Origin of the sequence: Pseudomonas sp. FW300-N2A2 (assembly GCF_017351735.1) — a bacterium.
GTDB lineage: Bacteria > Pseudomonadota > Gammaproteobacteria > Pseudomonadales > Pseudomonadaceae > Aquipseudomonas > Aquipseudomonas migulae.
In genome coordinates this window covers 247190-269069 of record NZ_JACNDU010000002.1, presented here as the reverse complement: position 1 = coordinate 269069, position 21880 = coordinate 247190, and the positions used below count along the sequence as shown (strand labels likewise).

Genomic DNA, 21880 nt, shown 5'->3' with positions numbered 1-21880 from the left:
GTGTACGAAGCAATACCTGTAGGAGCGAGGCTTGCCCGCGAAGAGGCCGAGACAGGCACTAAAGATTCCCAACCCGCAGAAACAACAAAGCCCGCATCTCTGCGGGCTCTGTTTGAAATCTATCCAGGCCTTAGAACCTGAACACTTCCATATCCGTACGAATCGGCGCAGCCATCGGGATCTTCGGCTGTTTCTCTTGCTCTGTCGCCGGAGCCACAGGCTTGGCCGCCGGTTTTTTTGGCGCTTCTGCAATCGGTGGCTGATTGGCCAATGGCTTGAGCGCGATCGACAGCTGTTCGGCGAGTTTCTGCAACAACACACCCTGAGCCTGAACCTGCGCCGCCGTACCGCCCGCGTGCTGTTCTTGCAGATGAACGATGCGGTTATCGCGAACTTGCCCGCGACGGTCGATCAAACGCCATTGAGCATCGAGGATCGCCGGTTGCGACTCGCCCGAGTCCAGGCGCGTGATGGTCAGCAGTACCTGAACATCCGGTGTGAAGCCCACGCTCGCCGGCGCCAGCACCACACGCTGACTGTCCAGATGACCCGCTACCTGACGCAGCAACAGTTGATCGATGTCGGAAGAAAGGCTGCCGGCCCAACGACCATCGGTCGAGGCCTGAAGGCTGCCATCCGGCTGACGCTGCAACAGCGTTTCACGCTGCAGGTAATCGGCAACCGTTACCGGGCCGAGCAATACCGCCATGCCCGCGCTTTGCGCAGGCTGAGCCGGACTTCCGCTGTCCAGCTGATACAGCGACACCGGTTGGTGAACGCTGCAACCCGCCAGGCCAAGAACGCCAGCGAGCATCAAAATAAAAGGAAGGCGCAGAGCAGTCATCGTCCCATCCAGGTGGTTGCCACAAGGCACACCACAGTGAAAATACTCAATAAATATGAAGAACGCTCGGCCACGCCGGCGCTTGGAAAGGCCATATCATCCGTGAATATGCGTTCCGACTCCAGCGGCAAAGCGTCGATCTACGCGTTAAATCGTAGATCGAGCGCTCTAGCGCGGTTAATTGAGGTTTTCGACGAGCAGCGCATCTACCCTCTGGAAGCCCCGTGGAAGTTTGTTGCCACGACGTCCACGCTCACCTTTGTAGTGTTCGAGGTCGTCCGCTTTCAGTGACAAGGTACGCTTTCCGGCCTGCAGCACCAAGGTGGCTCCATCCGGCAGCACAGCGATGTCCGTGACATATTCTTCGCGACTGGCCACACGCTCACCGGAAATCCCGATGATCTTGTTGCCTTTGCCCTTACCTAATTGTGGCAGATCGCTGATTTTGAAGATCAGCAAGCGACCTTCGGTGGTCACCGACGCCAACCAGTTGTTCTCACGATCCGCCACCGGACGCGGCAGAATGACCTTCGAATTGTTCGGCAAGCTCAGCAGCGCCTTGCCCGCCTTGTTCTTCGCCTGGAAGTCTTCGCCCTTGACCACGAAACCGTAACCGGCATCGGAGGCGATCACGTACAGCGAATCGTCTTCCGGCATCAGCACGCATTCAAATGTCGCACCTGGCGGCGGCGTCAGACGACCGGTCAATGGTTCGCCCTGGCCACGGGCCGAAGGCAAGGTGTGCGAGGCCACCGAATAGCTGCGACCGGTGGAGTCGATGAACACCGCAAACTGGTTGGAACGTCCGGCCGCCAAGGCCTTGAAACCGTCCCCTGCCTTGTAGGAAAGCCCGGTGGCGTCAATTTCGTGCCCTTTGGCGGAGCGGACCCAGCCTTTTTCCGATAGCACTACGGACACTTTCTCGTTCGGCAGCAGATCGTGCTCGGTCAAGGCCTTGGCCTCGGCGCGCTCGACGATTGGCGAACGACGGTCGTCGCCGTAAGTTTCGGCATCCTTGATCAGCTCGGTGCGCACCAGCTTTTTCAGCTTGGCTTCGCTGCCCAGCAGGGCTTGCAGCTTGGCTTGTTCCTTGAGCAGTTCATCCTGCTCGGAGCGCAGCTTCATTTCTTCCAGTCGCGCCAACTGACGCAAACGGGTGTCCAGAATGTACTCGGCCTGGATTTCGCTCAGGGCGAAACGCGCGATCAGGGCGGCTTTCGGATGCTCCTCGGTGCGGATGATGTGAATCACTTCATCCAGGTTGAGGTAGGCAATCAACAAACCGTCCAACAGGTGCAGGCGACGCTCAACCTTGTCGAGGCGGAATTGCAGACGACGACGCACGGTTTGAACGCGGAACTCCAGCCATTCAACCAGCAACGCACGCAGGTTCTTCAGCTGCGGCTTGCCATCCAGGCCGATGATGTTGATGTTGACCCGGTAGCTCGACTCCAGCTCGGTGCTGGCGAACAGGTGCTGCATCAGCGCGTCGTGGTCGAAGTTTTTCCGTGCGCCCGGAATGATCACGATCCGGCACGGGTTCTCGTGGTCGGATTCGTCACGCAGGTCAGCGATCTGCGGGGCCTTGGACGGTTTGGCCTGCATCATCGCCGCGATCTGTTCCAGCACCTTGGCGCCCGATACCTGATGCGGCAGCGCGGTGACGATGATGTCGCCGTCTTCGATGTGGTACACGGCACGCATGCGCACCGAGCCCTTGCCGGTTTCGTACATTTTCAGCAGGTCGGCACGCGGCGTGATGATTTCCGCTTCGGTCGGGTAATCCGGGCCCTGAATGTGTTCGCAGAGCTGTTCGACCGTGGCTTTTGGCTCATCGAGCAAACGCACGCAGGCGGTCGCGACTTCGCGCAGGTTGTGCGGCGGAACGTCGGTGGCCATGCCCACGGCGATGCCGGTGGTGCCGTTGAGCAGGATGTTCGGCAAACGTGCCGGCAACACCAATGGCTCGTCGAGTGTGCCGTCGAAGTTCGGGCCCCAGTCCGCAGTGCCCTGGCCCAGTTCGCTGAGCAGCACTTCGGAATAACGCGACAGCCGCGCTTCGGTGTATCGCATGGCGGCGAAGGACTTGGGATCATCCGGCGCACCCCAGTTACCCTGGCCGTCGACCAGCGTGTAGCGGTAGCTGAACGGCTGGGCCATCAGGACCATGGCTTCGTAGCAGGCCGAATCGCCGTGCGGGTGGAATTTACCGAGCACGTCACCGACGGTACGCGCCGACTTCTTGTGCTTGGAATCGGCGTCCAGCCCCAACTCGCTCATCGCGTAGACGATGCGGCGCTGTACCGGTTTCAGGCCGTCGCCGATATGCGGCAAGGCACGGTCCATGATCACGTACATGGAGTAGTTGAGGTAGGCATTTTCGGTGAAGTCAGCCAGTGACCGGCGCTCTACACCGTCCAGGCTGAGATCAAGGGAGTCGCTCATGCGGGCCTCATCGGTTCGTTGTCTGGCGCAGCAGCATGGTGCCACCGCGCTGGGTAAATTCAAGTTTGTTCAGCGCGCTCATACCGAGCAGCACTTGCTTGCCATCCAGGCCTGGCACGACGATGGCGCGCACATCACGCAGCACAATGTCGCCCAGTTGCAACCGGTCGACACGGGTTCGATAACCCTCGGTGCGACCGTTGGCGGTGCTCAGGGTCACCCCGAAGCCTTGTTCAAGTTTCAGCCGTTCGGCCATTTCTGCCGGGATCGCCACATCGGTCGCCCCGGTATCCAGCATGAAATCCACCGACTGGCCGTTGATCTGGCCGCTGGCGACGAAGTGCCCCTGGGTGTTGCTGGCCAGTTTCACTTCGATAAAACCTTCGCCCTGTTCCGAGCTGACGACGACGTTGGGATTTTGCTGCCGCTCCTCCCATTGGCCGAAAAACCGTGTCGCCAGAAATAACGCTGCGCACCAGGCCAGCACCATGAACACCCGACCGGCGCGTTTTCCAGGTGTTTGCGGCGTCATGGCTTGGCACTCCAGCCACCTTCCGGCGCGGCAAAGCGCCAGACGATCGGGCGATACTCGCCATCAGCACGGGCACCGTCGTTGTTATCAATGCCGACCCAGGCGCCATCGGCATCGACGATCAGCGCTTCCGTCAGGCCATAGCCCTGTGGATAACGACGGTTCTCCTGCAATGCCTCGTCGGCAAACGACCAGCAACGCTCGACTTTGGCCGTCACCGCGTCACGGCGACAAATCTCGAACGCGTTGCGCTCAAGGGTGAACAGCTTGCCGTTGAACAACGACAGATCGGCGAAATCCCGCGACACGGCTCTGGCCTTGGGAAATTTCGCCGGCTGCATTTCCATCCCGGCTTCGCTCAGCAGCACGCAACCGCCGTCGCAATCCCAGACCGTTTGCTGACGCTTGATCAACAGCAGTCCTCGGCGCTCACGCTCGGCGGCCAACCATAACTGGTCGCCCTCCGGATTGATCGCCAGGCCCTCGAACAATGCATTGAAGTGCAACAACATGCCGCTGGCCCGCGCCTCGCGAACCAGCATCGGCGAAATCTTCAGCCAGGACGTCGGCCCAACGGGCGGCACTTGCAGAATCGCCGCATGGGACTCGCTGACGATGTAGCGATTGCCGGCGCTGTCGCAGGTGATGCCTTCAAAATCCAGGTCCCCGCCGCGCGCGAACGACGCCACCCAGGTCCGCGAACGCAAACCCCAGGGCAAATCGCTGTCCGGCACCGGCGGCACACCGATGCGCACGGTTTCAGCCTGCCAGACCGTGTCGACGGTTTCGAGCCGGTAGATCTGATCGTCGTCGCGATCGGAAACGGCCCACAGATTCTTGCCACACTGGGCCAGCCCCGACAGGTTGCCGCCGCGCATGCCCTCCACGGGATGCTCGGACAACAGGCGCAACTCCGGTGCCGGCTCAGCAAACGCCGAAGCCGAGGTCAGAAGTAACGCACACGCCAGGGCAAAGCCAACCCGCATCAGCCAAGAACCTCGGCCAGGTTGCCTTTGGATTCCAGCCAGGATTTACGATCACCGGCGCGTTTCTTCGCCAGCAACATGTCCATCATTTCCGAAGTCGCTTCGAAATCTTCCAGGGTCAGTTGCACCAGACGCCGGGTGTTCGGGTCCATGGTGGTTTCGCGCAGTTGCGGCGGGTTCATTTCACCCAGACCTTTGAATCGGGTGACCTGTGGTTTGCCGCGTTTCTTCTCGGCCACCAGACGATCGAGAATGCCGTCACGCTCAGCTTCGTCGAGGGCGTAGTAAATTTCTTTGCCCAAATCGATTCGGTACAGCGGCGGCATCGCGACGTAGACGTGACCGGCATCCACCAACGGGCGGAAATGCTGGACGAACAGCGCGCACAGCAGCGTGGCGATGTGCAGACCGTCGGAGTCGGCGTCGGCGAGGATGCAGATCTTGCCGTAACGCAGCTGGCTCATGTCCGCCGCGCCCGGATCGACACCGATGGCCACGGCGATGTTGTGCACTTCCTGGCTGGCCAGTACTTCGCTGCCGTCGACTTCCCAGGTGTTCAGGATCTTGCCGCGCAACGGCAGGATCGCTTGAAACTCTTTGTCCCGCGCTTGCTTGGCGGAACCGCCGGCGGAGTCACCTTCCACCAGGAACAGCTCGGAACGCATCGGGTCCTGCCCGGCGCAGTCGGCGAGCTTGCCTGGCAGTGCCGGGCCTTGGGTGATGCGCTTGCGCTCGACCTTCTTGCTGGCCTTCAGACGACGGCCGGCGTTGTTGATCGCCAGCTCTGCCAGGAGCATGCCGGTTTCCGGGTGAGCGTTGAGCCACAGGCTGAACGCGTCCTTGACCACGCCGGACACGAACGCCGCCGCTTCGCGGGACGACAGGCGTTCCTTGGTCTGGCCGGAGAATTGCGGCTCCTGCATTTTCATCGACAGGACGAAGGCGATGCGTTCCCAGACGTCTTCCGGCGCCAGCTTCACGCCGCGTGGCAGCAGGCTGCGGAATTCGCAGAACTCGCGCATGGCATCGAGCAGGCCCTGACGCAAACCGTTGACGTGCGTACCGCCCTGGGCCGTCGGGATCAGGTTGACGTAGCTTTCCTGCACGCTGTCGCCACCTTCCGGCAACCACAGCAGCGCCCAGTCGACCGCTTCTTTGTTACCGGCCAGGCTGCCGCAGAACGGCTCGTCCGGCAGGCGTTCGAATTCGCTGACCGCGTCCACCAGGTAGGAGCGCAGGCCGTCTTCGTAATGCCATTCGACTTTCTCGCCGGTGGCCTTGTCTTCAAAACTGACCAGCAGCCCCGGGCACAGAACGGCCTTGGCCTTGAGCACGTGCTTGAGGCGGCTGATGGAGAATTTCGGTGAGTCGAAGTACTTCGGGTCTGGCGCGAAGAACACGCTGGTGCCGGTGTTGCGCTTGCCAACGGTGCCGACCACTTCCAGCTCGGTCTTCTTGTAACCGTCGGCGAAGGTCATCTGGTATTCGTTGCCGTCGCGCTTCACGCGCACCCGGACTTCGGTCGACAAGGCGTTGACCACCGAAATACCCACCCCGTGCAGACCGCCGGAGAACTGGTAGTTCTTGTTGGAAAACTTGCCGCCCGCATGAAGCTTGGTGAGGATCAGTTCGACGCCCGACACACCCTCTTCCGGGTGAATGTCCACCGGCATGCCACGGCCGTCATCGCTGACTTCCAGGGAGTGATCGGCGTGCAGGATGACCTGCACCGACGTCGCATGCCCGGCCAAGGCTTCGTCGACGCTGTTGTCGATGACTTCCTGGGCGAGGTGGTTCGGCCGACTGGTGTCGGTGTACATGCCGGGGCGTTTGCGCACCGGGTCGAGGCCCGAGAGGACTTCGATGGCGTCTGCGTTATAAGAGCTAGCGCTGGGAGTGGCCATGGGGTCTCGTCGTCAAATGTTCTATTAAATAGAGGCGATGACTCACAGTGCAGTGAAATCAATCGCCTGATACAAATCTGCGCCGATGCCGGCAAAACTCAGCATTGCCGGCAATTGCCCGGCAAAACCCTGGAAACTATGGTCGCCGCCGGCCTGGATGCGCAAGGCACAGGCCCGGTAATACTGCTGGGCGAGGCGATAATCCAGCGTTTCGTCGCCCGTCTGCAACCATACCTGATACCGCTGCGGGTCCTGGGGCGCCGGCACTTCCAGCTCGGCCAGGGCCGTCACATGGTCGTGGGTCAATTCCCAGGCCTCATCGGTATACAGGTTTTTCTGCGTCCCCAGATACCCGTCGAACATCCGGTGCGGACTGACGGCGGGGTTGATCAACAGGGCTTTCAAGCCATGGCGCTCGGCCAGGTGAGTCGCATAGTAGCCGCCGAGTGAGCTGCCGACCAGCAGTGGCCGGCCAAGCTCCGAAATTGCCTGTTCGAGCTGACCGATGGCCTCGCGTGGATGGTGATGCAGGGCCGGAACGCGCAGGTGATCGCTCAAGCCCAGACGCTCCATCACTTCGATCAACTGAGTGGCCTTTTTTGACGAAGGCGCACTGTTGAAACCGTGGATATAAAGGATCGAACCGGACATTTGAACTCCCTGTGCGTCGGGTAAAGAAGGCGGAGTTTACAGGGTGTCGGGGGAATCGGGGATATCCGTGGAATTCATGTCGTCTGAGCGGACGCCATCGCCAGCAGGCTGGCTCCCACAGGGATTTGTGCACGACGCGGATTCATTGTGGGAGCCAGCCTGCTGGCGATGGCAGCACCGCAGATATTCAGTAGCCGTTGGAGCCGTAATCGACCTGAAAGTCGAACCCGGTCACGCGCTCTACGCCGGTTTCGAGCCGACCATCGGGCAACAGCCGCAACCACCGATACCCTGGCGCCTGCTCGCCGACCTTGAAATCCTCACTGCCCGGCTCGAACTGAATGCAGGTCGAGGGCGAGGCAATCAGGCGCACGTCGTTACGCACTTGATCGATTTCCTGATGCACGTGCCCCCAAAGCACCGCACGTACTTGCGGGAACCGGTCCAGCACAGCAAACAGTGCTTCGGGATTGCGCAACCCGATCGGCTCCATCCACGCACACCCGATCGACACCGGATGATGGTGGAAGCACACCAGATGATGGCGCTCCGGTGCCTCGCTCAGCGAGCGCGCCAGCAACTGCAATTGTTCATCCTGCAAATACCCGGGCACCGACCCCGGCACCGCCGAGTCGAGCAACGTGACGCGCCAGTTGCCAACATCCACCACTGGTTCCAGCAGCGCGCTGTGCACGGCGGCTGCGGCCATGATCTGCGGTTCGTCGTGATTGCCGGGAATCCAGCGCGCCGGCGCATCGAGTTGCCGGGTCAGGTCGCGAAACTGCTGATACGACTCCAGCGTCCCGTCCTGGGAAAGATCGCCGCTGGCAATGATCAGATCGATCTGCGGCTGTTGCTGCCTGACCAGCTCGATGACCTTTTGCAGGCTGTCGCGCGTATTCATGCCCAGCAACGTGCCGTCCGCTTCGGCAAACAGATGGCTGTCGGACAGTTGCACCAGCAACGCCGAATCGGCGGGGGTCAAAGTGGATACGCTTGGCAAGGCGGTCTCCCAGGGCTAAACACGGGATAAGTGGAATGCCGCGATTATGCTGGGGGACGAACGAAAGAGGAAATCCGAGAAGCTGACGCAGTTCACATCTAGCGAGCTCAACGCACAACGGCGTATTCGTGCCCACACGCCAGGCAATGACTCAGCCATTCACCCAGGAACATGTTCAGCTGCGCCTTTTCGTCCGGCTGGTGCATCGAGGCGTTCGGGTAAGGATAGATCCCGCGAAAGCGTCGCGCATGTTCGGCGCTGACCACTTCGGCCATGCACGCGTCGTGATAGACCTGCACTTCCAGTTGTGGCACCGGCAGCCACGGCAGGCTGTGTTCCTGACGCACTTGCAGGGTCGTGGTGTATGGACAGACCTGCAGCACTTCAAGGGCCAGCACGCCGAGCATCTGCTCGCCGTGGGTCACGGCAATGCGCCGCGCCGCCGGCTCGTTGCGCATGTCCGGCAGCAGTCGCATCAGGCGCGCGTAGTTGGCCTCGCAAGAGGCTTGCAGCCCCACGAGGTCCACCCGGTAGCGATCGCGCAACTTGTTTACGACCATAACCCCCTCACTTCAGCGCGGTTCAAAGCTAACCATTGCAAGGCAATGATGCTGGCCGCGTTGGCAATTCGTCCGTCGCGTACGGCTTGCAGGGCATCCTCGAACGCCCAGACCGTGACGCGGATATCTTCAGCTTCTTCCTCCAGCCCATGCAGGCCGCCGACCCCGGTTGTCTCGCAACGCCCCAGGAACAAATGCACGAATTCATTGCTGCCACCCGGCGATGGAAAATACTTGGTCATCGGCCAGAGCGCCCCGAATACAAGCCCAGCTTCCTCCTGCGCTTCGCGGTGAGCAACTTCTTCCGGCACTTCATCCTTGTCGATCAGACCAGCGACCAGTTCAATCAGCCAGGGATTGTCGGTCTTGCCCATGGCGCCGACGCGAAACTGCTCGATCAACACCACTTCATCGCGCTGCGGATCGTAGGGCAACACGCAGACCGCATCGTGGCGAACAAACACTTCACGATTGATTTCGCGGCTCATGCCACCGGCGAACAACTCGTGGCGCAAGTGCACGCGATCGAGCTTGTAAAAGCCCTCGTAGCACTTTTCGCGCCGAACGATATCAACGGCGGTCGGAATGGCGTTGGCAAAATCAGTCATGACAATCCTCGTTTACTGCTAGTCCGATCCGAGGCTCCTTTTGGTTACTTGCAACCTCGACTTCGCGCCATCCTAACGCGCCCGCGCCGTTTGATGCAGCCCCTTTCCAGTCAGCGGGATAGACGGTGAGGGCGAAACCAACTCTAATTAGCTTAGTGGCGAACTGACTGCTTCGTTGAGAGTCGAAGCGGATAACTTTTTGCCTTTCCCTGTTTTACGAAGGACGCCCATGTCGCTTTTTAAAATCGCCTCCGTGGCCGCAATCGCCCTGACCCTGGGCGCTTGCCAAAGCCTGTTCCAGCCCAACTACCGGGCGCCGCTGGAGACTACCCGCGATGCTTCCGAACAGCTGAAACCGGGTTGCACGACACCTGAATGCCCACTGGTGAACATCGATACGCTGCGCTTCCCCGCCGAGCCGCAGTTGGACGGCATTGTCGAAAAACGTCTGCTGCAAATGACCCGCACCTCGCCCGACGCCCCGGTGGCGCCGACGCTGGCGGCCTATCGCGATGAGTTTTTGCGCACCGCCGGCCCGCGCTACAGCAGCTACTTGCAAGCCAAAGTACGTGAGCAGCATGACGGCTTGGTGATCGTCGAATTTTCCAGCTACCTGGACACCGGCGGTGCACATGGCACGCCGGGCCGCAGCTTCATCAACTATTCGCGCCAGCAGCATAAAGTGCTGACCTTGTCCGACATGTTGGTGCCAGGTCAGGAAGAGGCATTCTGGAAAGCGGCGCAGGTCGCGCACAACAGCTGGCTGATCAGCACCAAGCTCGATCAGGAACCGGAGTTCGTGAAGAGCTGGCCGTTCCAGAAAACCCAGAACATAGCGCTGACCTACGGCGGGGTGATCCTCAAGTACGACGTGAGCACCATCGCGCCTTACGCGCTGGGCCACGTCGAACTGAAGATCCCCTACCCTCGCCTGAACGGCATCATCAAGCCCGAGCTGTTTCCCGGCCGTAACTGAAGGCCCGACCCAGCACGAGTTGCAGCAGCCCTGCCAGAATCAACGACGGCAGGGTTGCGCCGATGTCCGGATACAGATTGGCCAGCAAGTGATAGGTGCTGACCCCGCCCAGCCAGGCGAGCAGCGCCGGCCAGCGCAATGCGGCTGACGCCACTTGAGCACTGCGTTTACGCAGGATGAAGTGATCCACCAGCACCACGCCGAACAGCGGCGCAAACACCGAACCGATCAACAGCAGGAAGTTCTGGTACTGGGCCAATGGCGCCAGCAAGGCGATCAGGGTGCAGACCACACCGATGGCCAACGCCAGGTGTTCGACTTTCAAGCGCAGCAAAATCCCGCTGGAAACGGCCGCCGAGTGAATGTCGGCAAAGGCGTTTTCCGACTCATCCAGCAGAATCAGCAGCAGCGGAATCCCCAGGCCGGCACCGGCCAGCGCCAACAGCAAGGCATTCACTTCACCGCTCGGCGCGAACGCCAGGGTGTAAGCCACGCCCAGGCTCATCAGCCAGAAATTACCGATAAAGAAGCCAATCGCCGTCCCGCCGAACACGTTTTTCGCACGCTTGCCGAAACGCGAGTAGTCAGCGATCAGCGGCAGCCACGACAGCGGCATCGCGATGGCAATGTCGAAGCCCACGGCGAACGGCATCGAACCGTCCCCGGCCTGCGCCCACAACGCCGCCAGATCGGCTTTGGCGAACAGGTTCCAGGTCAGCCAGATGCACGCGGCCAGCAGCAGCCAGATGCCCCATTTGCGCAGGATCTGGCGCACGAAGGTCAACGGACCGCTGACGGCCAGCAAGGTCGCCAAGGCACCGAAGAACAACGTCCAGAGCAGCGGACTGGAGAACAGACTGCCTTCGCTGAACGCACGCGCGCCGAGCAGGCTGGCAGCGTCGCGCATGACGATGATTTCGAACGAACCCCAACCGATCAGTTGCAGCAGGTTCAGCACCGCTGGCAGGCTCGCGCCTTTCGCACCGAGGCTGAGTTTGAGCGCGGCCATCGACGACAGGCCGGTGTCACTGCCGATCACGCCGACAGCGGCCAGCAGCAGAACGCCGACCAGCGTGCCGAGAAAGATTGCCAGCAGCGAACCGGACAGGCCAAGACCTGGCGCGAGCAATGCGCCGGTCTGCAAGACCATCAGGCCGATGCCGAGGGAGAACCACAGGGAAAACAGATCGCGGCCGCCGAAGACACGTTTGTCGGTCGGCACCGCGATGTCGGGTGAATAAGTGCTGGGTTGAATGCTCAAGGGTGTTATCTCAGAGGAACATTTGTTGTTGTGTGGATCGCTATCGCCAGCAGGCTGGCTCCCACAGGGGACATGTGAACGCCACAGATCCAATGTGGGAGCCAGCCTGCTGGCGATGGGGCCTGTGCAGGCCCCACCCTTTCAGGTCAGATCAAACCTTCTTGTACAGCTGACTGCCTTCCTGCTTGAACCGCTCTGCCTGTTCCGCCAATCCCCGGGCGACTTCGGCGTCGACGGTTTCGATCCGCTGGTTGGCCGCGTATTCGCGGACTTCCTGGGTGATTTTCATCGAGCAGAATTTCGGCCCGCACATCGAACAGAAATGCGCGACCTTGGCCGAATCCTTCGGCAACGTCTCATCGTGATACGAACGGGCGGTGTCCGGATCGAGGCCCAGGTTGAACTGGTCTTCCCAACGGAATTCGAATCGCGCCTTGCTCAAGGCATTGTCGCGAATCTGCGCGCCCGGGTGTCCCTTCGCCAGATCGGCGGCATGTGCGGCGATCTTGTAGGTGATGATCCCGGTCTTCACGTCATCCTTGTTCGGCAGGCCCAAGTGCTCCTTCGGCGTCACGTAGCAGAGCATCGCGCAACCGAACCAGCCGATCATCGCCGCACCGATACCCGAGGTGATGTGGTCGTAGCCTGGCGCGATGTCAGTGGTCAGCGGGCCGAGGGTGTAGAACGGCGCCTCGTCGCAGCACTCGAGCTGCTTGTCCATGTTCTCTTTGATCAACTGCATCGGCACGTGGCCCGGGCCTTCGATCATGGTTTGCACGTCGTGCTTCCACGCGATCTTGGTCAGCTCGCCGAGGGTTTCCAGCTCACCGAATTGCGCGGCGTCGTTGGCGTCGGCAATCGAGCCCGGACGCAGGCCGTCGCCCAGCGAGAAGCTGACGTCGTAGGCCTTCATGATTTCGCAGATCTCTTCGAAATGCGTGTAGGCGAAGTTTTCTTTGTGGTGCGCCAGGCACCACTTGGCCATGATCGAGCCGCCACGGGAAACGATACCGGTCACACGTTTGGCGGTCAGCGGCACGTAGCGCAGCAGCACGCCGGCGTGGATGGTGAAGTAATCGACGCCCTGTTCGGCCTGTTCGATCAGCGTGTCGCGGAACAGCTCCCAGGTCAGGTCTTCGGCAGCGCCGCCGACTTTTTCCAGCGCCTGATAAATCGGCACGGTGCCGATCGGCACTGGCGAGTTGCGGATGATCCACTCGCGGGTTTCATGAATGTGCTTGCCGGTGGACAAGTCCATGATGTTGTCCGCGCCCCAGCGAATGCCCCAGGTCAGTTTCGCCACTTCTTCTTCGATGGACGAACCCAGTGCGCTGTTGCCGATGTTGCCGTTGATCTTCACCAGGAAGTTACGGCCGATGATCATCGGTTCCAGTTCGGTGTGGTTGATGTTGGCCGGGATGATCGCGCGACCGCGGGCGATCTCGTCACGAACGAATTCGGGGGTGATGATTTTCGGCACGCTGGCGCCGAAGCTGTGGCCGGCGTGTTGCTGATCCAGCAGGCCAGCGGCACGGGCGACTTCAAGCTTCATGTTTTCGCGGATGGCGACGAATTCCATCTCGGGCGTGATGATGCCCTGACGCGCGTAGTGCATTTGCGTGACGTTGCCACCGGCCTTGGCGCGGCGCGGGTTGTTCACGTGAGCGAATCGCAGCTTGGTCAGCTCCGGATCGGCGAGGCGTTCCTTGCCGAAGTTCGAGCTGAGGCCGGGCAGACGCTCGGTGTCGCCACGGGCTTCGATCCACGGCGAGCGGATGTCGGCCAGGCCTTTGCGCACGTCGATGATCACGTTGGGGTCGGTGTACGGACCCGAGGTGTCGTACACGACAACCGGCGCGTTGATCTCACCGCCGAAGTCGGTCGGGGTCACATCGAGGCTGATTTCGCGCATCGGCACGAGGATGTCCGGGCGGGAGCCCTGAACGTAGATTTTTTGCGAGCGGGTAAACGGTTGAACCGATTGTTGATCGACTTGGGCCGAGTCACTCAGGTTCGTTATGTTTTTTGGTTTTATCGTCATCACGGGCTCTCCGAACACATCCAGGCAGTGGATTTTTGTCGGAGCGAACCTGTAATCGAATGGACGCACGAACGCTGGGAAAACCAGCAGTGCTGTGCTCAGTGCTCGAGGGGTGTTCGATTGTCGAACAACATCCCGGACGAAGCACAAGAGGACTCGCCGGGTGACGAGAAATCTTGTTCCCTACGCAGGCGCTAACCTGATCAGGTTCAACGGGATCCGAAATTATTCGATCTCAGCCTCATAGCAAGGCACCCCGACAAGAACCCGGCCAGTCTAGACACAACTGACAAAGAACGCCAACACCGCAGTAAACACCATGATGAATGGCGCAATCAGACGATTGTTGCCGCACGTATGCGCAACTACACTCGCAACGGCCATGTCGCGCATTGACGCTGAGTGGGCTGCGCCGTACCTTTGGCGCTCAAATTATCAGTGTAATTTTTAGGGATGGCCTCATGCTGCGCAAACTCTCACTGGCCCTTGCCGTGTCTTGTGCTTCCAATGGAATGGCCTGGGCAGCAGAAGCGCCCTTATCGACCAAGACCGATCTGGTCAGCGTCTACCAGGAAGCGGTGGACAACAACGCCGACCTGGCCGCCGCCCGCGCCCAATACGGCGCGCAGAAAGAAGTCGTGCCCCAGGCGCGCGCCGGCTTGCTGCCGAATATTTCCGGTGGCGCCCAGTTGGCCAACGTGCGCACCGATATCGATCAACCGTCGTCCGTTGCCAACCGTAGCGCCAATTCCTATCAGGCAACGTTGGCTCAGCCTTTGTTTCGTGCCGATCGCTGGTTCCAGTACCAGGCCGCCAAGGACGTCAATGAGCAAGCCGCCCTGCAACTCTCGGCGACCGAGCAGAACCTGATCCTGCAAACCGCCGAGGACTACTTCAACGTGCTGCGCAGCCAGGACAACCTGGCCTCGACCAAGGCTGAAGAAGCGGCATTCAAGCGTCAGCTCGACCAGTCCAACGAACGCTTCGATGTCGGCCTGTCGGACAAGACCGACGTGCTGCAATCGCAAGCCAGTTACGACACCGCACGGGCCAACCGGATCGTTGCGCAGCGTCAGGTGGATGATGCGTTTGAAGCGTTGATCACTCTGACCAACCGTCAGTACAACTCGATTCAGGGCATCGTCCACACCTTGCCGATCCTGCCGCCGGCGCCGAACGACGCCAAGGCCTGGGTCGACACCGCCGCCAAACAGAACCTGAATCTGCTGGCCAGCAACTACGCGGTCAGCGCCGCCGAAGAAACCCTGAAGCAGCGCAAGGCCGGCCACGCACCAACGGTGGATGCGGTGGCCAAGTATGAGAAAGGCGACAACGATGCCTTGGGCTTCAGCAACCCGAACGGCTTCGGCCAGCCGTATGGTGGCCCCGTCGAGCAACGTACGCTGGCGCTGCAATTGAACATCCCGATCTACAGCGGCGGGCTGACCAGTTCGCAGGTTCGCCAGTCGTACTCGCAACTGGACCAGACCGAACAACAGCGTGAGAGTCTGCGTCGGCAAGTGGTGGAGAACACCCGCAACCTGCACCGCGCGGTGAACACCGATGTCGAGCAGGTGCAGGCGCGCAAGCAGTCGATCATCTCCAACCAGAGCGCAGTGGAAGCGACCGAAATCGGTTATCAGGTGGGTACGCGCAACATCGTCGATGTGCTCGACGCGCAACGTCAGCTGTACACCTCGGTGCGCAATTACAACAACACCCGCTACGACTACATCCTCGACAACCTGCGCCTGAAGCAAGCCGCCGGCACGTTGAACCCGGGGGATTTGCAGGACCTCAAACGCTATCTCAAGGCTGACTACAACCCGGACAAGGACTTCCTGCCACCGGACCTGGCCAAGGCTGCGGCTGAGCAGTTAAAGGCAAAACCGGGGCAATAATGGGCGGGTGATGGCGGTTCTGAGGACGCCATCGCCAGCAAGCTGGCTCCTACAGAATCGGGGATGACGGGGATTTTGAGGGGTGCGCAAAACCTGTAGGAGCCGGCTTGCCGGCGATGGCGATTCCGAAGACGCCATCGCCAGCAAGCTGGCTCCTACAGAGTCGGGGATGACGGAGCTTCTAGGTTCACGCAAAACCCGTAGGAGCCAGGCTTGCCGGCGAAGGCGATTTCAAGGAAGCCTTCGCCGGCAAGCCTGGCTCCTACAGGTCAGCGATTGATCAATCGATCCAACCCATCCAGTAACCGCTGCAACGCGCCCTGATTGGTACGCATCACTTTCAGCCCCGCGTCTGCCATTCGCTGCGCATCGCGCGGCAATTCGAACAACCGCTGCACCGCCAGCGCCAAACCCTCGGCATCTTCCACTTCCTGCAACGCCCCGGCGCTGCGCAACTGCGCGGCGATTTCGAGGAAGTTGAACAGGTGCGGCCCACTGAGCACCGGTTTCGCCAGCGCGGCGGGTTCCAGCAAGTTATGGCCACCATTCGGCACCAGACTGCCGCCGACAAACGCGCTATCGGCCAGGGCATACAAAAACAGCAACTCGCCCATGGTGTCGCCGAGCAACACCGACGTATCGGCGGTGACCGGTTCGCCGGAGGAACGACGCACCGTGGCGAAGCCCTGTTGCTTGCAAAGGTCGAACACCGCGTTGAAACGCTCCGGATGACGCGGCACCAGAATCAGCAACGCATCGGGATGACCGGCAAGCAACTGACGATGCGCCGCCAACACCACTTCGTCTTCACCGTCGTGAGTGCTGGCGGCGATCCACACCGGACGCTCCTGCGCCCGCCATTGCCCACGCAACTCGGTCGCACGCTGAAGCATTTGCGGGTCGATGGTCAGGTCGAACTTGATCGAACCGGTCACTTCAACCGTTTCCGCACGGGCGCCCAAATAGCGGAAGCGCTGGGCCTCGGCTTCGGTCTGCACGGCGAACAGGCTCATTTCGGCGAGCATCGGCTGAGTCAATTTACCGAAGCGGCCATAGCCTTTGGCGGAACGCTCGGACAGTCGTGCGTTGGCCAGCGCCACAGGAATCCCGCGTTTGGCGCATTGATGAATGTGGTTGGGCCAGAGCTCGGTTTCCATGATCACCGCCAGTGTTGGCCGGACCCGATCAAGAAACCGCGCCGCCGCGCATGGCAAGTCGTAAGGCAAATAGCAGTGCTGAATGCGCGGCTCGTTGGCGAACAAGGCATGGATGCGTTCGGAGCCCGTCGGCGTCATGCAGGTCACGGTGATCGGCAGTGCGGGATAACGTTGCAGCAATGCGCGAATCATTGGCGCTGCGGCAATGCTTTCGCCCACGGACACCGCGTGCACCCAGATGCCGCCGGGCTTCATCGCCGGCAGCCCGAGCGAGAAACGCTCGCCGATGCGTTTGGCATACGCCGGTGCCTTGCGCGAGCGCAGCCACAGCCGAATCGCTACCAGTGGCAGCCCCAGGTAAAACAGCGCGGTGTAGAGAGTTCTATTCATGGCGGCGGAGTTTATCGGTTTTTTCGCCGATCGCCTGCAAGTGCACGGCAAAACGTTCCGCCAGCCAACGGGCCGCCGGGCCGAGCGGTTCATCCCGGCGCCAGACCAACTCCACCACCAGCGCCGGTGGCGTCCATTCGCTGGCCAGTTCGACCATCAACCCCTGATACGCCGGATACTGCACCACGTGCCGTGGCAACCAGGCCCAGCCTAGGCCACGCACCAGCCATTCGGCCATCACGTAGAAACTGTCGGCCCGCCAGACCTGCGGGCTGGCCGGCTCGCTGCCGGGATACACACTGGACTGGGTCGACATCAGCAACTGCCGATGCTGCGCCAGTTGCTGACAATCGACCGGAGCCTGCGTTGCCAATGGATGCCCGACGCCGCATACCGTGACCATTTCGACGCTGCCCAGCACTCGCCGTTCGAGCGCCTCGGGAATCTGATCGTGATAAAACAACAGACCGAGATCGGCCCGGCGCTCCACCAGCTTGCGCGCCACATCGCCTTGGGCAGCGCTGGTCAATTGCACTTCAAGACTGGGAAACTGTTCCGCCAGGGCTTCGAAACTTTCAATGATCGGCTGATACGGCATCGCCTCATCCTGAGCCACGCGCAGGCGAGCTTCCTGCCCACGCGTCATTGCCAGCGCACGGCCATTCAGGCGCTCGCATTGACGCAGCACTTCCCGCGCCTCATCCAGCAACGCATTGCCGGCCTCAGTGAGTTTCGGCTGCCGACCGCTGCTGCGGTCGAACAGGCTCACACCCAGGTCTTCTTCCAACAGCGCTATCGAACTGCTGACCGCCGACTGCGCCTTGCGCTGGTCCCGCGCCACAGCGGAAAACGATCGCTGCTCGGCAACGCTGACGAACAAACGCAACTGCTCCAGATTCCATTGAATGTTCATGGCTAACCCATCTCCCGCACAGATAGGTAATGACTTTACCCCATCTGAGCAACCCCTAAAATGCCGACCTCATAAAGCAACACTTCACACGAGGATGCACCCATGACCGCTTACTACTACCTGGCCATCGCCATCTGCGCCGAAGTGATCGCCACTGTTTCGATGAAAGCGGTCAAAGGCTTCAGCACACCGTTGCCGCTGATTCTGGTGATCGTCGGTTATGGCATTGCCTTCTGGATGCTGACATTGGTGGTGCGCAGCGTGCCGGTGGGTGTGGCGTACGCGGTGTGGGCCGGCATGGGGATCGTGATGGTCAGCGTCGCGGCGCTGTTTATCTACGGGCAGAAGCTGGATGTGCCGGCGATGCTGGGGATGGCGCTCATCGTGCTTGGCGTTGTGGTCATCCAGCTCTTCTCCAAAACCGCCGGCCACTAAGACCTGAAACACGATCCATTGTAGGAGCGAGCCTGCTCGCGATTGCGGTATGTCAGCCAACATCTCTGCTGAATGTACCGCCCTCATCGCGAGCAGGCTCACTCCCACAGGATTTGTGTCTGGCTATGGATTGATTGCCAGCAAAACCTCCATTCTTCGAGTCTGTATACTGCGCCCTCGTCTTGAACACTGAGGTCGCTGCATGCCATCCGTTATTTCCACCGACGTTTTGATTGTCGGCGCTGGTGTCGCCGGCCTCTGGCTGAACGCGCGCCTGCGCCGCCAGGGTTTTTCGACCGTGTTGGTGGAAAGCGCCACCCTCGGTGGCGGGCAGAGCCTGAAGTCCCAAGGCATCATCCACGGCGGCGCCAAGTACGCGCTGCATGGCGCCCTGACCGGCGCCTCGGAAGCCATCGCCGACATGCCGCGCCGCTGGCGTGAAGCCCTGGCCGGTGACGGTGAACTGGATTTGTCCGGCGTGCGCCTGTTGTCCGAAGCCCATTACCTCTGGTCCCCCGGCACAATCGCCGGCAATCTCACCAGCTTCTTCGCCAGCAAAGCCGTGCGCGGCCGTGTCGATCAGGTCAAGGGCGATCAACTGCCGCCAGCCCTGCAAGACAAACGTTTCAAGGGCAAGGTCTATCGCCTGGCAGAACTGGTGATCGACGTGCCAAGCCTGATTCAGCGCCTCGCCGACCTGGCCGGTGACGGCTTGCTCGCCGGGAAGACGATCGAGCCGTTGCTGGACGCTGGCGTTCTGGTCGGCCTGAAAGTCGACGAGCGTGAAATCCGCGCCCAACGCATCATCTTGAGCACCGGTGCCGGGACGGCAGCGCTACTCGAAGCACTGGGGCTGACCAAGCCCGCCATGCAACGTCGACCGCTGCACATGATCATCGCCAAAGGGCCCGGCCTCAAACCGCTGTACGCCCATTGCCTGGGGGGCGGCACCAAGCCGCGCATCACCGTGACCACCCATCCGGCCGCCGATGGCCAATGGGTCTGGTACCTGGGTGGCGATATCGCCGAGGCCGAAGGGGTTGCCCGCGAACCGGCCGAGCAAATCGCCACCGCGCAAAAAGAACTCGGCCAATTGCTGCCATGGATCGACTTGAGCACCGCGCAATGGGCGACCTTGCGCGTTGACCGCGCCGAGCCGCTGCAATCGGGCCTGACGCGACCGGACAACGCCTTCCTTGCCGAAGAAGGCCGTTTGCTGGTCGGCTGGCCGACCAAACTGGCGCTGGCGCCGGACTTTGCCGACCGTGTCATCAGCTCATTGCAACGCGACGGCATCCAGCCAAGCCATCCCGCGCCGCTGCCCGAGTTGCCGAAGCCGCCGATGGGCGTCCCGGCCTGGGAGCAACTGCTGCCATGAGCCAACCGACCCTGCACGACTTGCATCGCCCGCTGGGCAGCACCGGCCTGATGGTTTCGCCCCTGGGTTTGGGCACCGTCAAACTCGGTCGCGATCAAGGCGTGAAATACCCCAACGGCTTCCAGATCCCCGACGATGACGAAGCGCGCATGCTGCTCAAACTCACGCGCGACCTGGGCATCAACCTGATCGACACCGCCCCGGCCTATGGCCGCAGTGAAGAACGACTCGGCCCGTTGTTGCGCGGTCAACGCCAGGACTGGGTGATCGTCAGCAAGGTCGGCGAAGAGTTTGCCGACGGCCAGTCCCGCCACGATTTCAGCGCCGCGCATACCCGGCTCTCGGTGGAACGCAGCCTGCAACGCCTGGAAACCGATTTTATCGATCTGGTGCTGGTGCACTCCGACGGCAACGATCTGGCGATCCTCAACGACAGCGAAGTCTACGCAACCCTCGCCGCGCTCAAGGCCGAAGGCAAGATTCGCGGCTATGGTTTCTCCGGCAAAACCGTCGAAGGCGGTTTGAAGGCTCTGGAACAAGGTGATTGCGCGATGGTCACCTACAATCTGAACGAACGAAACGAGAAGCCGGTCATTGACTATGCTGCTGATCACGGTAAAGCCATCCTGGTCAAAAAAGCCCTCGCCAGCGGTCACGTCTGCCTGAGTCCAGGCGTGGATCCAGTGCGCGCCAGTTTCGAGTTGTTGTTTGAACATCCGGGGGTGGCCAGTGCTATTGTCGGGACCATCAATCCGCTGCACCTCGCCCACAACGTCGCGACCGTTGCCCAGGTCCTACGTAGCAACTGATGCCGCCCCACGCGGCCTTAAGCAGGAGCCGACATGCCGCGTACGCTCATTAGAAAGAACCCGAGCAACTTCAAGACCCTGCCGTTATTCGTCGAAGCGACTCCCGAAGGCCTGAGTTATCAAAGCGTCGGGATGCCGCTGAATTTTTCCCAGACGTTGCAACGTCGCCGCCCGGTGACGGTGGCTGACAGCGAACGGTTCGCCGTGGAGTTGGCCAATCTCGGGGTTTCGGTGCGCCTGACCCTGCATTGGCAGAATCGCGATTACTGGGTGTTGGTACGTCAGCGTCGGCAAGACCGTGGCGATGTGGTGCTCAAGCTGATCTCCGGTTACGTGCCGGCCCACGAACTGAACCTGCCGCTGCACACCGCCATCCAGGAGATTGCCGAAGAGTGCCTGCTGGAAACGCCGGAAGGCTGGCTCGGCGGGCGCTTCAACGACACCTGGCTGCCGGCGCCCTACTCCGCTGCGCTGCACTATCGCGAAGCGTTGCCGTTTCGGCTGACGCCGCTATCCGGCTCGGCGCGGCCGGTGCGCTGCGCCAACCTGCAGTTGATCGAACGACCGCGCGCCTACGTGCACCTGCCGACCGCGTCGCTGCAACTGATCTATGACTTGCGCCTGGACGTGCCCAAGGAAGCCAAATCCCTGAGCCTGTTTCATGTCGACGAACGACTGGAAGGCGATCAACTGGTGGCCCGGCTAGACCGCAAGCGTCCCGACTTGTACCTGATGCCGCTGCAGGACGGCCAGCCGATGGCCGAGTTGTATACCCTGAAAAAGGATCACCTTTACCCGGCGAGCACACGCGGCTTGTATCTGGCAGAGAGTTTTGCCCAGCAGCAAGGCTGGCTGGTGCGCGATGAGCGGATTCGCTGGAAGGATTGGGTGCGCCAGCAAGGCTTGAACCCGCCGGGGAAAGATTCCGGTTTGGCGCGGTTGCGCGGGAAGGCGAAGCAATTGCTGAAAAAGATCGTGCCGCGCAAGAAGGTCAGTTCCTAAAAACCCAGCATGCGTACACCTAACCCTGTAGGAGCTGGCTTGCCAGCGATGGTCGTTAACGATGACGCGTGTCTACTGAGTAAA

Annotated in this window: 19 protein-coding genes and 1 riboswitch; of the genes, 6 read left to right on the top strand and 13 right to left on the bottom strand. The window is 61.0% G+C overall.

All coding sequences use genetic code 11. The features are described 5' to 3' along the window. Window positions 1–130: 130 nt before the first annotated feature. The 9 genes from J4E42_RS04775 to J4E42_RS04735 all read right to left on the bottom strand — a co-directional run bounded on the left by J4E42_RS04775 (window position 131) and on the right by J4E42_RS04735 (window position 9533). Window positions 131–844: a membrane integrity-associated transporter subunit PqiC gene (locus J4E42_RS04775; RefSeq protein WP_008027916.1), complete on the bottom strand. Its 714-nt coding sequence runs from the start codon at window positions 842–844 to the stop codon at window positions 131–133. 177 nt (window positions 845–1021) lie between these two features. After that, entirely contained in the window at window positions 1022–3289 is a 2268-nt protein-coding gene (parC, locus tag J4E42_RS04770; RefSeq protein ID WP_008027914.1) for a DNA topoisomerase IV subunit A, read from the bottom strand. Window positions 3290–3296: 7 nt separating this feature from the next. Continuing rightward, on the bottom strand, window positions 3297–3821 hold the full coding sequence (locus J4E42_RS04765) for a TIGR02281 family clan AA aspartic protease (RefSeq protein ID WP_008027912.1): 525 nt from the start codon (window positions 3819–3821) through the stop codon (window positions 3297–3299). After that, the gene (locus J4E42_RS04760; RefSeq protein ID WP_207284718.1) at window positions 3818–4807 is read right to left on the bottom strand and encodes an esterase-like activity of phytase family protein; all 990 of its coding nucleotides are present in this window, start codon (window positions 4805–4807) and stop codon (window positions 3818–3820) included. The genes J4E42_RS04765 and J4E42_RS04760 overlap by 4 nt, the downstream gene beginning before the upstream one ends. After that, window positions 4807–6711 (bottom strand): DNA topoisomerase IV subunit B, encoded by a 1905-nt coding sequence (gene parE, locus J4E42_RS04755; protein WP_008027908.1) that lies wholly within the window; start codon window positions 6709–6711, stop codon window positions 4807–4809. The genes J4E42_RS04760 and parE overlap by 1 nt, the downstream gene beginning before the upstream one ends. Before the next feature lie 42 nt (window positions 6712–6753). Next, entirely contained in the window at window positions 6754–7362 is a 609-nt protein-coding gene (locus tag J4E42_RS04750) for a YqiA/YcfP family alpha/beta fold hydrolase (protein ID WP_008040411.1), read from the bottom strand. 187 nt (window positions 7363–7549) lie between these two features. Next, the gene (gene cpdA / locus J4E42_RS04745) at window positions 7550–8365 is read right to left on the bottom strand and encodes a 3',5'-cyclic-AMP phosphodiesterase (protein WP_008040409.1); all 816 of its coding nucleotides are present in this window, start codon (window positions 8363–8365) and stop codon (window positions 7550–7552) included. Window positions 8366–8472: 107 nt separating this feature from the next. Continuing rightward, entirely contained in the window at window positions 8473–8925 is a 453-nt protein-coding gene (locus J4E42_RS04740) for a DUF1249 domain-containing protein (protein ID WP_008027902.1), read from the bottom strand. Continuing rightward, window positions 8916–9533, bottom strand: a complete 618-nt coding sequence (locus tag J4E42_RS04735; protein WP_008027900.1) for an NUDIX domain-containing protein — start codon at window positions 9531–9533, stop codon at window positions 8916–8918. Before J4E42_RS04735 ends, J4E42_RS04740 begins: the two co-directional genes overlap by 10 nt. Window positions 9534–9762: 229 nt before the next feature. Between J4E42_RS04735 and J4E42_RS04730 the strand changes: the two genes are divergently transcribed. After that, window positions 9763–10509 carry an RsiV family protein gene (locus tag J4E42_RS04730; RefSeq protein WP_008027898.1) on the top strand — a complete coding sequence of 249 codons (747 nt, stop codon included), beginning with the start codon at window positions 9763–9765 and terminating at the stop codon, window positions 10507–10509. Here the strand turns inward: J4E42_RS04730 and cytX are convergent. Together cytX and thiC are read right to left on the bottom strand one after the other, a co-directional pair. Beyond that, window positions 10478–11770 (bottom strand): putative hydroxymethylpyrimidine transporter CytX, encoded by a 1293-nt coding sequence (gene cytX / locus J4E42_RS04725; RefSeq protein WP_008027897.1) that lies wholly within the window; start codon window positions 11768–11770, stop codon window positions 10478–10480. The genes J4E42_RS04730 and cytX overlap by 32 nt on opposite strands. Window positions 11771–11921: 151 nt before the next feature. Further along, window positions 11922–13811, bottom strand: a complete 1890-nt coding sequence (gene thiC, locus J4E42_RS04720) for a phosphomethylpyrimidine synthase ThiC (protein ID WP_207284717.1) — start codon at window positions 13809–13811, stop codon at window positions 11922–11924. A 163-nt stretch (window positions 13812–13974) separates the two neighbouring features. After that, a riboswitch (TPP riboswitch) is annotated at window positions 13975–14080 on the bottom strand. 192 nt (window positions 14081–14272) lie between these two features. Here thiC and J4E42_RS04715 point away from each other — a divergent pair. Next, entirely contained in the window at window positions 14273–15712 is a 1440-nt protein-coding gene (locus J4E42_RS04715; RefSeq protein ID WP_207284716.1) for a TolC family outer membrane protein, read from the top strand. 269 nt (window positions 15713–15981) lie between these two features. Here the strand turns inward: J4E42_RS04715 and waaA are convergent, their stop codons facing one another. After that, on the bottom strand, window positions 15982–17259 hold the full coding sequence (waaA, locus tag J4E42_RS04710; protein WP_207284715.1) for a lipid IV(A) 3-deoxy-D-manno-octulosonic acid transferase: 1278 nt from the start codon (window positions 17257–17259) through the stop codon (window positions 15982–15984). Further along, window positions 17252–18172, bottom strand: coding sequence for a LysR family transcriptional regulator (locus tag J4E42_RS04705; RefSeq protein WP_008040402.1), 921 nt, complete (start codon window positions 18170–18172; stop codon window positions 17252–17254). Before J4E42_RS04705 ends, waaA begins: the two co-directional genes overlap by 8 nt. A gap of 102 nt (window positions 18173–18274) precedes the next feature. Here J4E42_RS04705 and J4E42_RS04700 point away from each other — a divergent pair, with 102 nt between their 5' ends. The 4 genes from J4E42_RS04700 to J4E42_RS04685 all read left to right on the top strand — a co-directional run bounded on the left by J4E42_RS04700 (window position 18275) and on the right by J4E42_RS04685 (window position 21796). Then, complete coding sequence (locus tag J4E42_RS04700) at window positions 18275–18607, top strand: multidrug efflux SMR transporter (protein ID WP_008027887.1); 333 nt, start codon at window positions 18275–18277, stop codon at window positions 18605–18607. 202 nt (window positions 18608–18809) lie between these two features. Next, window positions 18810–19985, top strand: a complete 1176-nt coding sequence (locus tag J4E42_RS04695) for an FAD-binding oxidoreductase (protein ID WP_207284714.1) — start codon at window positions 18810–18812, stop codon at window positions 19983–19985. Beyond that, window positions 19982–20794, top strand: a complete 813-nt coding sequence (locus J4E42_RS04690) for an aldo/keto reductase (protein ID WP_008027882.1) — start codon at window positions 19982–19984, stop codon at window positions 20792–20794. Before J4E42_RS04695 ends, J4E42_RS04690 begins: the two co-directional genes overlap by 4 nt. Before the next feature lie 33 nt (window positions 20795–20827). Further along, entirely contained in the window at window positions 20828–21796 is a 969-nt protein-coding gene (locus J4E42_RS04685; protein ID WP_008040396.1) for a hypothetical protein, read from the top strand. Window positions 21797–21880 lie beyond the last annotated feature (84 nt).